Below are 12,952 nucleotides of genomic sequence, written 5' to 3' on the forward strand. Positions count from 1 at the left end.
AGCCATGTCACGATGGATGCCGCGACGACGCCAGTAATCGAGGAACCGACGCTAAGGAAGCGCTGGTTCGCGGTTACCCCCGCGATCGAACTTGCCGTTCTGGCGCTGGCGATCGCGGTCGCCGGCGGCACCTGGGCTGTCCTGTCGGGTCAGGATCAGACCGATCAGTTGCTCACTCCGCCGCTCGTCGCGTTGCTGCTGATCGCCAATCTGGCGACTTTCGGATCGTTGATCGTGCTGATCGGCCGGCGCGTGGCGAAGCGTCGTACGTCCGAAACGCTGGGCGGCGGCGCGCTCCACGTCCGTCTGGTCGCGATCTTCTCGCTGCTGGCAGCGGTGCCGACCGTGCTGCTGGCGGTGATCGCCTCGCTGCTGTTCCAGTACGGCGCCGAATTCTGGTTCTCCGGTCGCACCCAGGGGATGCTCGAGAACACGCAGAAACTGGCGCAGGAATCCTATGCGCAGCTGTTGAGCTATGTCGAGAACGAGAATGTCGCGATGGCGAGCGACGTTTACCGAATGCTCAACGAGGAAGGCTGGGCAACCGACAGCGAGGAATTCAAGTCGACCTTCGGACTGCAGGTCTTCCAGCGCAGCCTGGCGAACTCGATCCTGTTCACGATCAGCCCCAAGGGGGAGATCATTACTCAGGCAGTAGTGAAGAATTCGGATCGCAGCCCAGCGCTAGACATCCAGCGAGCCGATATTCAGGCCGTGCTTGGCGGCAAGCAGAGCGTGACGGGGACCAATCCGCAGCGCATCTATTCGCTGACACGAGTGCTCGGCACCGACTATTTTCTCTTCTCTACGCGCGAAGTCGGCGCCGCGCAGATGGCAGGGCGGCTCGAGCGGGTGCGTGCGGTCTATACCGATTATGAGGGGCTGCTGACGCGTACCCGCGCGCTGCAGCTTCAGTTCAACATCGCGCTGCTGATCATCTCGCTGATCGTCATCTGCATCGTCGTCGTGATCGCGCTGCGCGTCGCCGACCGGCTGGTGCGGCCGATCACCGAACTGGTCGGCGCCGCCCGCGATGTCGCGGAGGGGAATCTGGGCGTGCGCGTGCCCGAGCCCAAGACCCAGGACGAGGTCGGCGTGCTGGCCAATGCGTTCAACCGCATGACCGAGCGGCTGCAGGGACAGACCAATGCGCTGGTCGCGGCCAATGCCGAGTCCGAAAGCCGCCGCGCGCTGATCGAGGCGGTGATGACCGGCGTCACCGCCGGCGTGATCTCGATCGCGGGCGACCGGCGCATCCAGCTGATCAACACCTCGGCCATGGCGATGCTGCGCCAGGATGCGGGCGCGGTCGGCAAGCCGCTGGTCGCGGTAGCGCCCGAACTCGACGCCTTGCTGGACGGGGCGGAGCGCGAGGCGGTGGTTCAGGTGTCCTCGGGGGTCGATCCGCGCACGCTGGCGGTGAAGATCACCCGCGACGACGAGGGGCAGGTGCTGACCTTCGACGACATCACCCAGCAACTACTCGACCAGCGCCGCGCCGCCTGGTCCGACGTCGCCCGGCGCATCGCGCACGAGATCAAGAACCCGCTCACCCCGATCCAGCTGGCGGCGGAGCGGCTGCAGCGACGTTACGGCAAGAAGATCGAGGCCGAGGACACCACCTTCACCCGGCTGACCGAGACGATCGTCCGGCAGGTGGGGGATCTTCGCCGCATCGTCGACGAATTCTCGTCCTTCGCGCGCATGCCCAAGCCGATCTTCCGGCCGGAGTCGCTGATCGACATCGCCCGCCAGGCGATGTTCCTGCACGAGGTCGCGCATCCCGCGATCCGGTTCGAGACGGACATGCCCGACGGCCTGCCCAATCTCGTCTCCGACCGGCGCCAGATCGGCCAGGCGCTGACCAACATCGTCAAGAACGCGGTCGAGGCGATCGAGGGGCGCGGGGAGGGGGCTGCCCTGCCGCAGGGCGAGATCAAGCTCAGCATCCGCGACGATGACGGGCGCCGGCTGATCCTGACCGTGACCGACAATGGCATCGGCCTTCCGGTCGAGCGCGACCGCATCTTCGAACCCTATATGACGACGCGCAGCCGCGGCACCGGGCTGGGCCTGGCGATCGTCAAGAAGATTATCGAGGAGCATTTCGGCACCATCGCCTTCACCGACCGCGAGGGCGGCGGGACGGTGGTCACCATCTGCTTCGACACCGAACTGCTCGCCACCATGGCGGGCAGCGACACCGAACCCGCCGACGGGGCCGATATACGGCCCGCGGCGCTTACCCGTGGGAACGCGAAGTCATGAGCCTGGATATCCTCGTCGTCGACGATGAACGCGACATCCGCGAACTGGTGGCAGGGGTGCTGGAGGACGAGGGCTATGAGTCCCGCGGCGCCGCCGACAGCGACCAGGCGCTGGAGGCGATCGCCGAGCGCCGGCCCAGCCTGGTCCTGCTCGACGTCTGGCTCCAGGGGTCGCGGCTCGACGGGCTGGAACTGCTCGACGAGATCAAGCGGCGCGATCCCTCGATCCCGGTGCTGGTCATTTCGGGTCACGGCAATCTCGACACGGCGGTCGCCGCGATCCGCCGCGGTGCTGCCGACTTCATCGAAAAGCCGTTCGAGGCCGACCGGCTGCTGCTGATGGTCGAACGCGCGACCGAGACCGAGCGGCTGCGGCGCGAGGTCGCCTCGCTGCGCGCTTCGGCCGGACGCGACACCGACCTGACCGGCGTGTCGGGCGCGATCAACTCGGTCCGCGCCACGCTGAAGCGCGTCGCGCCGATGGGCAGCCGCGTGCTGATCACCGGCGGCGCCGGCGTCGGCAAGGAAGTGGCGGCGCGCCTGCTCCATGGCTGGAGCCAGCGGGCCAACGCCCCCTTCATCATCGTCAGCGCGGCACGGATGACGCCCGAGCGGGTCGAGGAGGAGCTGTTCGGCGTCGAAGAGAATGGCGACCTGGTCCGCCCCGGCCTGCTCGAACAGGCGCATGGCGGCACCTTGTTCCTCGACGAGATTGCCGACATGCCGATCGCGACCCAGGCGCGGATCCTGCGCGTGCTGACCGACCAGAGCTTCAGCCGCGTCGGCGGCACCCGCATCGTCAAGGTCGATGTCCGCGTCGTCTCCGCCACCTCGCGCGACCTGACGACCGAGATTGCCGAGGGACGCTTCCGTGAAGACCTCTACTACCGGCTCAACGTCGTGCCGGTGGCGCTGCCCCAGCTGACCGACCGGCGCGAGGACATCCCCGTGCTCGTCGAATATTTCGTCGCGCATTATGCCAATGAGCGCCGCGTGCCGACGCCGGAGATCGCACCCGATGCGATGGTTGCGCTACAAAGCTATGAATGGCCGGGAAATGTCCGCCAACTGCGCAACGTTGTCGAGCGTACCGTGATCCTCGCCCCGGGTGACCGGATCGGCCGGATCGACCTCGACCTGCTCCCGCCCGAGGTGCTCGGCAAGCCGGAGATGGACAATGGCATGGGCACCAATGCGATCATGGGCGCCCCGCTGAAGGAAGCGCGCGAGTCGTTCGAGCGCGAATATCTGCGCATCCAGATCCGCCGCTTCTCGGGCAACATCTCGCGCACCGCCAGCTTCATCGGGATGGAGCGCTCGGCACTGCACCGCAAGCTCAAGCTGCTCGGCATTACCGAGACGCGCGAGGACTGAGTCTCCGCCCTGTCATACGGTCGTATAACAGGGCGGAATCCGGGCATTCAGGGTGTCGCGGATTTCATCATCGCGATGCCGGCGACGATCAGCAGCGCCGCGGCGATGCGCATCGCGCTGGCGCTCTCGCCCAGCAGGACGACGCCGACGATGAACGCGCCGACCGCGCCGATGCCGGTCCACACCATATAGGAGGTGCCCAGCGGCAGCTGGCGCATCGCCCAGCCGAGCAGGCCGAAGCTGACGAACATGAAGGCGAAGGTGGCGATGGTGGGGAGCGGGCGGCTGAACCCGTCCGACATCTTCATGAAATAGGCCCACACCACTTCGAACAGACCGGCGACGAGCAATGCAATCCAGGCCATCGAGCCCTCCTCTTGAAAGGGCCGGGCCGTCCCGGACTTCTGCCCGCAGGATCGCGGGGGAGGGCGTGGCCTCGCAACGCCCCCATCTAGGCAAGGCGGCGCGCCGGTTCAAGCAAGCAGAGGTGGACGCCGGGTGCGGGACATCCTAGATTATGGACGCGCGCCAGCGGTGGCGCGACTCCGACGCCGGGAAACGGCGCCCAGCGGGACAGATCCCGCCAAGAACATTGGAGCCCATCGATGGCCGAAAAACAGACTTCGCTGCAGGACCTTTTCCTGAACTCGCTGCGCCGGTCCAAGACCCCCGTCACCATGTTCCTGGTCAAGGGCGTCAAGCTCCAGGGCATCGTTACCTGGTTCGACAATTTCTCGGTCCTGCTGCGCCGCGACGGCCAGTCCCAGCTGATCTACAAGCATGCCATCTCGACGATCATGCCCTCGGGCGCGGTCGATCTCGAGGCGCTGCTCGACCAGCTTGGCGAGCATCAGGCCAAGAACCCGGTCCTCCAGGAAATCTTCCTGAACGCGGTCCGCAAGCAGCAGGAAAACGTCACCATGTTCCTGGTGAACGGCGTGATGCTCCAGGGCCAGATCGCCGCCTTCGACCTGTTCTGCATGCTGCTCCAGCGCGAGGGCATGGCCCAGCTGGTCTACAAGCATGCGGTCTCGACCATCCAGCCGGCACACCCGCTGAACCTGGCCGAGGAACAGAATGGCGAGGACTGAGTAGGTCCCCGATGAGCACCGGTTTCGAACGCGACGCCAGCGAGTTCACGCGCGGCGCAAGGGCAGTCGTCATCTATCCCGAGATCGGGGTCAGTTCGCGCGACGCCGAAGCGCGGCTGGAGGAGACGGCCGGCCTGGCACTGGCGATCGGCGTGGAGGTGGTCGAGAAGGCCGCCTTCCGCCTGCGCCAGCCCAAGGCGGGAACGCTGATAGGGTCGGGCCAGGTCGAGGCGCTGGCCGAGACGGTGCGCGACCGCGAGCTTCAGCTGGCAGTATTCGACGCGGCGCTGACGCCGATCCAGCAGCGCAACCTGGAAACCGCGCTCGGCTGCAAGGTGATCGACCGCACCGGCCTGATCCTCGAAATCTTCGGCGAGCGCGCGCGCACCGCCGAGGGCCGGTTGCAGGTCGAGCTCGCCCATCTCGACTATCAGGCGGGCCGGCTGGTGCGCAGCTGGACCCACCTCGAGCGGCAGCGCGGCGGCTTCGGCTTTCTCGGCGGTCCCGGAGAGACGCAGATCGAGGCCGACCGTCGGCTGATCCGCGACCGGATGGCGCGGCTCAAGAAGGAACTGGAGCAGGTCAGCCGCACCCGCACGCTGCACCGCGACCGGCGCCAGCGCGCGCCCTGGCCGGTGATCGCGCTGGTCGGCTATACCAATGCCGGCAAGTCGACGCTGTTCAACCGGATGACCGGCGCCGACGTCATGGCGGAGAATCTGCTGTTCGCCACGCTGGATCCGACGCTGCGCCAGATCCAGCTGCCCGGCATCGACAAGGCGATCCTGTCCGACACGGTGGGCTTCGTCTCCGAACTGCCGACGCAGCTGGTCGCCGCATTCAAGGCGACGCTGGAGGAAGTGGTGTCGGCCGACCTGCTGATCCATGTCCGCGACATCGCCCATCCCGACAGCGAGGCGCAGCGTGCCGATGTCGAGAAGGTGCTGCAGGAAATCGGCGTCGAAGAGACGACCCCGCGGTTCGAGGCGTGGAACAAGATCGACCTGCTGGAAGGCGAGGCGCTGGAGGACGCGCTGGTCGAGGCGCGCCGCCGCGAGGATGTCGTGGCGATCTCCGCCTGGACCGGGCAGGGGGTCGACGACCTGATCACCGCCGTCGCCGCCAAGCTGACCCACGGCCATCGCCGCTTCCGCTTCGAACTCGACCCTGCAGACGGCGCCGCCGCCGCCTGGCTGCACCAGCATGGCGAAGTGCTCGACCAGTCGATCGAGGGCGACAAGGCGATCTACGACGTCCGCATGGCCCCGCGCGACCACGAACGGTTCCTGCAGCGCGGCTAAACTCCCCTCCCGCATGGGGGAGGGCATGTCCTCCCCATTCAGGTCGGTAATGGGTAACAAGACCTCCCCCGACCCCTCCCGCGAGCGGGAGGGGAGAAGCCTCACTCTTTCGACTTCACCCGCTGCCACAAGGCTTCCTGCGCATCGAGGTCGAGCGTCGGGAACGCCTCGCCCGCTATCGCTTCCATTGCCCGGAAGCGGCGCTCGAACTTGGCATTTGCCGCCCGTAGCGCCGCTTCGGGATCATAGCCCAGCTTGCGCGACCAGTTGACCACCGCGAGCAGCAGGTCGCCAATCTCCTCCTCGCGCGTGTCGTCGCCGGCGGCTTCGACCTCGGCCAGTTCCTCCTCGACCTTGGCGCGGGCGCCGCTCGGGTCGGGCCAGTCGAAGCCGGTGCGCGCGGCGCGCTTCTGGAGCTTTTCGGCGCGCAGCAGCGCGGGCAGGCCCAGCGCGACGCCGTCCATCGCGCTGCTGGCGCCCTTGCGATCGCGTTCCTCCGCCTTGATCTGCTCCCACAGATGGTGGCCGCCCGCCTCGGCGCCCTGGAAGATGTGCGGGTGGCGGCGCTCCATCTTGGCGCTGATCGCGTCGACCACATCCTGCAGCGTGAAGTGGCCGGCCTCCTCCGCCATGCGGCTGTGGAACACGACCTGGAGCAGCAGGTCGCCCAGCTCGTCCTTCAGCTCGGCCATGTCGCCCCGCTCGATCGCGTCGGCCACCTCATAGGCTTCCTCGATCGTATAGGGCGCGATGGTCGCGAAGGTCTGGACCGTATCCCATTCGCATCCCGTCTGCGGATCGCGCAGCCGCGCCATGATCTCGACGAGGCGCTGGATGGAGACGGTCGTCATGCGGCGGGCCTTTCGAAACGGGTGTCGACGCGCTGGTATCAGGCACGGCCGCGCGGCGCCATGGCGTGCCGGCCGCGCGGCGGGGAAGGGGGAGGGCACTTGTCCCGCCTCGATCGCTCTGCCACCCCGGCGACATGCAATCGGTCACCTTCACACCAACCGTAGAGGATCTGATCCAGGTCTATCGGCTCAACCTGATCACGACCTGGAAGTCGGCGCGGGTGATCCGCGCCTATGCGATCGGCGGCGCGCTCATCGGCGGGGCGGCGGCGCTGATCGCATGGCTGCTGCACCTGGCGCCGCCGCTGCTCGCGGCCCTTGCAGGCGGCGCCTATTGGCTGGCGCTGCTGACCGGCATCTTCATCTCCGCCTATCTGCGCATGCCGAAGCGGGTGCGGCGGATCTACGCGCAGCAAAAGTCGCTGCATGACGCCACCGTCGCCGAATGGTCCGACGCCGGGATCGCGCTCACCTCTGCCCGCGGCAGTGCCCGGTTCGAATGGCGCGACTTCACGGTTATCATATTCGGGCGCTACGCGATCATCTTCCGCCAGAGCGAGGTGATCTCCAACTTCGTCCCGACGCGCGTGCTGAGCCCAGAGCAGATCGCGTCGATCCGCGACTATAGCAATGCCGCGGGCCAGCGGATCATCGATGGCTGAGACGGTCAGGTGGCGGCGCCCGAGATCAACCGCAGCGCGCGGCTCGGATCGTCGATCCGGTCAGTTCGCTCGATGATAGACGAGCCTGTACGTGATCGGCGCAGAGAGCAGGGGGGTGACGATGCTCGTCTCCTCCACCAGGTCCCGGCCAACGCTATGATACACGACGGTGCGCTCGCCGTCCGAGCCAAGGAAGGTCAGCGAAATCGCGTCGCCATCCGCTTTCGCCGACACGTCGTAGACGAACCATTCGGCAAGCTTCCAGCTGACCGGCTCCCCGCCGAGCCAAAGAACGATAGGGGCCTTGGCGTCATACACGATCGAGACCCGGTTGCCTGTACTCGAGAGTCTGATCCTGTACGCGGCAACCGACTTGAGCAGCCTTGAGCGGAGGAAAGGGCGCTTGGCGTCGGGAAGACCGGCAACCGCGCGCTCGATCGCGTCAAAGGCACCGCCTTCCCGTTGCATGTCGCGAACATAGATGCCTGAAGCCACAGCGGGCCCGGGGCTCGCCGAGCCTGAGCTGGAGGTCATGATGGCCGCTGTGACCGCCGCCGACGAAGCCCAATGGCGCATCACGCCCTCCTCGAATTCCGCTGCTCGCCGGGACGGGTATAGGTACGTTCTGGCTTGGCGCATAGGTGAGGGTAGGGAGCCAATCGCGCGACACGCGCCCGTTTGCAGACGCATGTGCTGGCGGAGGGTTGGCTGTATCTTGGGGTCGAGCCTCACGGCCGCAGCTGCCGTTAATCCCAGACGAGCGAAGCGGCGGCTAGCGACCAACTCAGGCCGCTGCGGTGCAGCCACTGAAACAACCTGTGAAGCTGAAACTGCCCTTCGCCGATTGAACGGCTGCCGATCGACTACGTGCCCAAGTTGGCCGTTTGGTGGTGCAAATGAATATCTCAGTGTCGGACAATCTCTACTCATTAATCCAACCTCAGGCACTCGCTAATCATCTCAAAGTACCTGTTATTAATAAAGTATCTCACCTTGTCTTTTAAGTGATTTTTCGCAAACTTCAAATATCGGCCGCCAACGGTCAAACCATTCTTTAAGGTCTGAATCGGACGCCTTGCTTTTAAACCAGTTAAAATATTGCTCTTTGCTATTGTCTTTTACTTTAAAGGGAAGGATTGCGCCGGCTGCGTCTTCTGCGTACCCCTCTAACCATCCCGGATGAGCGGTACTTACCTCTTTGATCCACTCATCTGGCAATAAACCTTCAATAGCAAAGCGGTCTCTAATGATTATGAAGTCTGCATTTGGCTGAAACGGGATGTCTTTCCGGCCAAAAAATTGTTGCAAATCTTTTCGTGCCTTATCTCCTGCATCGTCCCCATCGAGCAAAGAGATTGAAGCTCGCTCAGCTCTGATAAACTCGAACGTTGCGCGCAAAAAGCCTTCGATACCTTTCACGCCGCCGTAATCGTGGACGCTCAGGCCATTCGATAGGAGTGTAGGGAAATTTTTCGCCTCAGCTTCATTTGCTCTCACCGCCTCTATAACTAGATTTAGATACTTCCGATCGGTTTGGCCTTCAACTAGAATATTAAACTTTGAAAAATTATAGTAATCGGAAAATTTCACGCCGAGCGAGTTTCGGATTTGCTTTGTAGCCTCGTGATAAGTTTTGAACTGACTTGCTTTCGTCCAGCCTGACTCTGAACTCACGCCTAAGACTTTTTCCGGGTCTTGAGGAACAAAGCCAAGCGAATGGGTGGTTACAATTACTTGGGAGTGAGCAGATAGGGTTTTTAAAAGGCTCAGGCACTGATTAGCCAATTGCGGATGCAGATAAGATTCTGGCTCCTCAAGGAGCCATAAAGGAAGTTTGCCATATGACCTTTCCTGTCGGGAAATCCAGCAAAAGCTGCTCAACAAAACCGCAGACTGAATTCCCATGCCTTTCTGAAAGACGCTAGTCGTATTTACATCCTTCAAGTTAAACTCAACATTTCGAAAAAAATCGCTTGGAGTTTTAGGAAGTTCGAAAGATGTTTTGAAAGAGCCAAGTCCGCCGTTTTCTAATACTTCATTAATTTCATCGGAAGCTTTGTTCAGCGCGGAATCAAGAGATGATAAATTCGGAGCCAACTCAGCGTGCATCCGCTGAAACAAGTATGGCATAACGAGACCTTCGTAAAGGTCACTAATACTTTTTTCAGAAGGAATGTAGTGTATTGAGAACTTTGATAGAATGCTTTCAAAAAGTTTCTTTTCTAACCTAGAATAAGCTACACCTTCACTTCCTTTTGGCCGCTTCGCGTTCGGAAAAACACGATAAACAGGTTTAGAATTTTCCGAAAAAGTAAGATACAAAATTATCTCTGATTCTGAACCAGTGGAAATGTCTAGCGTTGATCTAATTTGTTTAATTAAATCAGTAGTGTCACTATCTGCGCCCGTTTCAAAATCGCTGATTGTCATTTGTATGTTAGTTCGAAGCGATTTTTCGCCTTTGCATATATCTTTATCAAAAGAATAGTTCAATTTATTTTCATATCCAGTGAAAAACAGCTGAATAGCTTTTAGTGTATTTGTTTTTCCTGCATTGTTGGGGCCTACTAATGTAATTGCGTCATCCAATGGAACGCTAAGCTCATCTTTGATGGTGCGATACCCTCGAACACTGATATTTTTAATCTGCAAATCAGCCCCCCACAAGCGAATGTACCGTCGTCATTGCTATGCCGCCGGCTCAAATTTGGCAAATGCGAATCGCTTGGCCGGGGAGTATCATTCGGTACGCACCACCTTATTCGAACGGCAGCATTTTACCTTCGTTTCTCCGAACCCGGCAATCTCCTACCTGCCAGTCGCGCGCAGTCTTGAAACGACTATCGCGGCTTCGGGAATGGCTGGTGTTGGATGGGGACCTGTCATTCCCGGTCCGGCTCACGAACGGCAGCTAAGTCCCAGTCTCAGGCGTTCCGCGTCCTATTAACGAGCGACCGCTTTCGGGAAGTCGCGGACTGCAGAGGAACGCCCGGCATCGGCGTGATCGAACCGGCCGCCGTCAGTGGAAAGCGTGCGCTTCCTCGATGGAGGTGTCCCGCCGAGGCGTGAGCGGGGGAGAGGCGGTCTTCCCGGCCGCCTTTGGGCGCGCTGCCCACGCGCCCTTTATCCGGAGCAGCGCGCCACTTGGCGAAACGCCTACCGACGGCGAGAGCGGCGAACTGGTGCGTCGGTGTTCCGATGCCGGTGCGGGTGGGCGCTCTGCAAGGCCTGCGCCATGGCGCAGGCCGCGCGGGGCCGTTTGTTGTCCACGATCTCGGTCTGGTTCTCGCGCTGCATCGTGTTGCGAACCCGCCAGCGCAGGATCAGGCCGCAGTGGCGTACCTTGGTGCGGCCGTCGGGGAATCCGCAGACCTGAACACGCTTGCGGGCCAAGGTTCGGACCAGTGACGTGGGCTCAAGATGACCTGACAAATCAATCCTGGTGGAGCGAGGACAGTCGCGGTTGCGCTCACTCTCATCATAGAACCTCAGAACGATAATATACATTATGTTAAATTAGCGATGGCACGAGCGAGGGCTACACCGTCCCGTCGCCCTCGGCCTGCCGTTGTCGGCTCGTTCCGCGCCGGCGTTCGTTGTCGCCGGCCTTTGCCGGCTCCAGCACCAGCGTCTTGCCTTCGACGCGCCAGGATTTGAGCCGCGACAGGAAGTTCATGCCCAGCACGTCGAACTCGCCGAAGTTCGACGCAATCACCACGTCGAGGTTGCGCGTCGTCAGCGGGCCGATCTCGACGCGTTCGGCGCGACCGCTGCGGGCCTGGATCGATCCGTTGGCGGTTTCCAGCACCACCGGCATCCGGCCCGGCTCGACGCCCGATTCCTCGGCCGTGCGCACCGAGATCGCCGTCAGCGTCGCGCCGCTGTCGATCAGCATGCGGCGCTCGACGCCGTTGATCTTCACCTTTGCCCAGAAATGGCCGTCGCGGCTCATCGGGATGCGGACCGTGTCGCCCTGGACGACCTGCTGCTCGACGCCGATCCCGTCGGACATGCGCGACAGGAACGCCGCGATCTCGCGCTGATGCGTGAAGGCGATGAAGCCGATCAGCCCGATCGCCGCCCAGGTCAGCAGGCCATGGACCAGCCCGCGCAGGCTGAACCCGCCCGACACGAGCCGCGCTGCGAACAGCAGCACCAGCACTGCGGCGACCAGGACAAGTAACTGATTATCCATGGCAATGCCCTACCCCGTCGAGGCTGAACAAATGCCGAACGGCGGGGTCAGGCCCTGCCCGCGCCATCCGCATTGCCAAGAAGGACGATGTCGGACCGGGGGCGGTCGTCACCGGAATCCGGCCGATCCTCCGCCGGCACGCTTTCCGCCGGCAGGATGCCGATCGCCCGACCGATCGCATGACGATTGTCGGCGATCAGATAGGCGATCAGGAAGATGCCGGCCCACATCAGCCCCAGGCGCAGCATGGTGCCAAGCTGAAACCGCTGACCCCAGAAGGCGCTGCTGACCAGCACCAGTGCTGCGAGCAGATAGACCAGCCGCATCGTGTCGAATTCCGTCACAGCGCAATCTCCAGCCCGTCATGGCCAGGCTCGACGCCCGGCGGCAGTTCGGCGGCCAGCGTCGCATAGTCGAGCGAATTGTCCATATGGACCAGAACGGCGCGGCGCGGCGCAAGTTCATCGATCCAGCCCAGGGTCGCGCCGACATGCGGATGCGTCGGGTGCGGCGCATGGCGCAGCGCGTCGACCACCCACAGGTCGAGATCGCGGTAGATTCCGCGCATCCCGTTCGTCATGATATTGAAATCGGTCGCATAACCGATTGATACACCGCCGCTTTCGAAGCGAAGGCCGGCCGAGGTGATGCCGCCATGCGGCTGGTCCGCGACCTGGATCGAGATGTCGCCGATCGTCAGTCGGTCGGGCAGCTCGGCGCCGTTCACGGTCGCCTCATAACCGCCGCGGCCGAAGAACGCATAGGCGAAGCGGGTGCGGAGCTGGTCGAGCGTGAACGGCCGGGCAAAGCCGGGGATCGCCCTGCCCGTGTGATGCGCGACCTGGCGCAAATCGTCGATGCCGTGGCAATGATCGGCATGGTCGTGGGTCCAGATCACCGCGTCGAGATCGATCACATCGGCGGCCAGCAACTGCTCGCGCATGTCCGGGCTGGTGTCGACCAGGATACGGGTGGTCTCGGTCGAGACGAGGATCGAGGCGCGGCTGCGGCGGTTGCGCGGGTCGGCGGGGTCGCAGGTGCCCCAGTCGTTGCCGATGCGCGGGACGCCGGATGAGGTGCCGGAGCCGAGGATGCGGAGTTTCATCATTTCTCCCCTCCCGCTTGCGGGAGGGAGTGTCCAAGCAGCGCAACCTTAGAGAGGACAGGCCCTCCCCTAGCCCCTCCCGCGAGCGGGAGGGGGACGCGTTGCG

At 63.0% G+C, this 12,952-nt stretch carries 13 protein-coding genes; 5 read left to right on the top strand and 8 right to left on the bottom strand.

Going from position 1 to position 12,952, the window contains the following annotated elements; all coding sequences use genetic code 11:
- Window positions 1-12: 12 nt before the first annotated feature.
- Complete coding sequence (locus ACZ1H8_RS20200) at window positions 13-2,268, top strand: sensor histidine kinase NtrY-like (protein WP_465179011.1); 2,256 nt, start codon at window positions 13-15, stop codon at window positions 2,266-2,268.
- Complete coding sequence (ntrX, locus tag ACZ1H8_RS20205) at window positions 2,265-3,641, top strand: nitrogen assimilation response regulator NtrX (RefSeq protein ID WP_465179012.1); 1,377 nt, start codon at window positions 2,265-2,267, stop codon at window positions 3,639-3,641. The genes ACZ1H8_RS20200 and ntrX overlap by 4 nt, the downstream gene beginning before the upstream one ends.
- Window positions 3,642-3,688: 47 nt before the next feature.
- Here ntrX and ACZ1H8_RS20210 read toward each other — a convergent pair whose 3' ends face one another.
- Entirely contained in the window at window positions 3,689-4,006 is a 318-nt protein-coding gene (locus ACZ1H8_RS20210) for a DMT family transporter (protein WP_465179013.1), read from the bottom strand.
- Window positions 4,007-4,246: 240 nt separating this feature from the next.
- Here ACZ1H8_RS20210 and hfq point away from each other — a divergent pair, with 240 nt between their 5' ends.
- On the top strand, window positions 4,247-4,732 hold the full coding sequence (gene hfq, locus ACZ1H8_RS20215) for an RNA chaperone Hfq (protein ID WP_110154197.1): 486 nt from the start codon (window positions 4,247-4,249) through the stop codon (window positions 4,730-4,732).
- An 11-nt stretch (window positions 4,733-4,743) separates the two neighbouring features.
- The gene (gene hflX / locus ACZ1H8_RS20220; protein WP_465179014.1) at window positions 4,744-6,033 is read left to right on the top strand and encodes a GTPase HflX; all 1,290 of its coding nucleotides are present in this window, start codon (window positions 4,744-4,746) and stop codon (window positions 6,031-6,033) included.
- Window positions 6,034-6,134: 101 nt separating this feature from the next.
- On the opposite strand, the gene mazG is transcribed toward hflX, so the two are convergent.
- Entirely contained in the window at window positions 6,135-6,884 is a 750-nt protein-coding gene (gene mazG / locus ACZ1H8_RS20225) for a nucleoside triphosphate pyrophosphohydrolase (RefSeq protein ID WP_465179015.1), read from the bottom strand.
- A 134-nt stretch (window positions 6,885-7,018) separates the two neighbouring features.
- Between mazG and ACZ1H8_RS20230 the strand changes: the two genes are divergently transcribed.
- Complete coding sequence (locus ACZ1H8_RS20230) at window positions 7,019-7,546, top strand: YcxB family protein (protein WP_465179016.1); 528 nt, start codon at window positions 7,019-7,021, stop codon at window positions 7,544-7,546.
- Between the two features lie 60 nt (window positions 7,547-7,606).
- Here ACZ1H8_RS20230 and ACZ1H8_RS20235 read toward each other — a convergent pair whose 3' ends face one another.
- From ACZ1H8_RS20235 to ACZ1H8_RS20260, 6 genes are all read right to left on the bottom strand, one after another.
- Window positions 7,607-8,122: a hypothetical protein gene (locus tag ACZ1H8_RS20235; protein ID WP_465179017.1), complete on the bottom strand. Its 516-nt coding sequence runs from the start codon at window positions 8,120-8,122 to the stop codon at window positions 7,607-7,609.
- 399 nt (window positions 8,123-8,521) lie between these two features.
- The gene (locus ACZ1H8_RS20240) at window positions 8,522-10,213 is read right to left on the bottom strand and encodes an ATP-dependent nuclease (RefSeq protein WP_465179018.1); all 1,692 of its coding nucleotides are present in this window, start codon (window positions 10,211-10,213) and stop codon (window positions 8,522-8,524) included.
- 489 nt (window positions 10,214-10,702) lie between these two features.
- A complete protein-coding gene (locus ACZ1H8_RS20245) occupies window positions 10,703-11,053 on the bottom strand; it encodes a hypothetical protein (protein WP_465179019.1) in 351 nt (116 codons plus the stop codon).
- 31 nt (window positions 11,054-11,084) lie between these two features.
- Window positions 11,085-11,741 (bottom strand): retropepsin-like aspartic protease family protein, encoded by a 657-nt coding sequence (locus ACZ1H8_RS20250; protein WP_465179020.1) that lies wholly within the window; start codon window positions 11,739-11,741, stop codon window positions 11,085-11,087.
- 47 nt (window positions 11,742-11,788) lie between these two features.
- Window positions 11,789-12,085 (bottom strand): hypothetical protein, encoded by a 297-nt coding sequence (locus ACZ1H8_RS20255; RefSeq protein ID WP_465179021.1) that lies wholly within the window; start codon window positions 12,083-12,085, stop codon window positions 11,789-11,791.
- Complete coding sequence (locus ACZ1H8_RS20260; protein WP_465181436.1) at window positions 12,082-12,846, bottom strand: MBL fold metallo-hydrolase; 765 nt, start codon at window positions 12,844-12,846, stop codon at window positions 12,082-12,084. Before ACZ1H8_RS20260 ends, ACZ1H8_RS20255 begins: the two co-directional genes overlap by 4 nt.
- Between the last annotated feature and the right edge of the window lie 106 nt (window positions 12,847-12,952).

Source organism: Sphingomonas sp. BL-S-25, assembly GCF_055521555.1.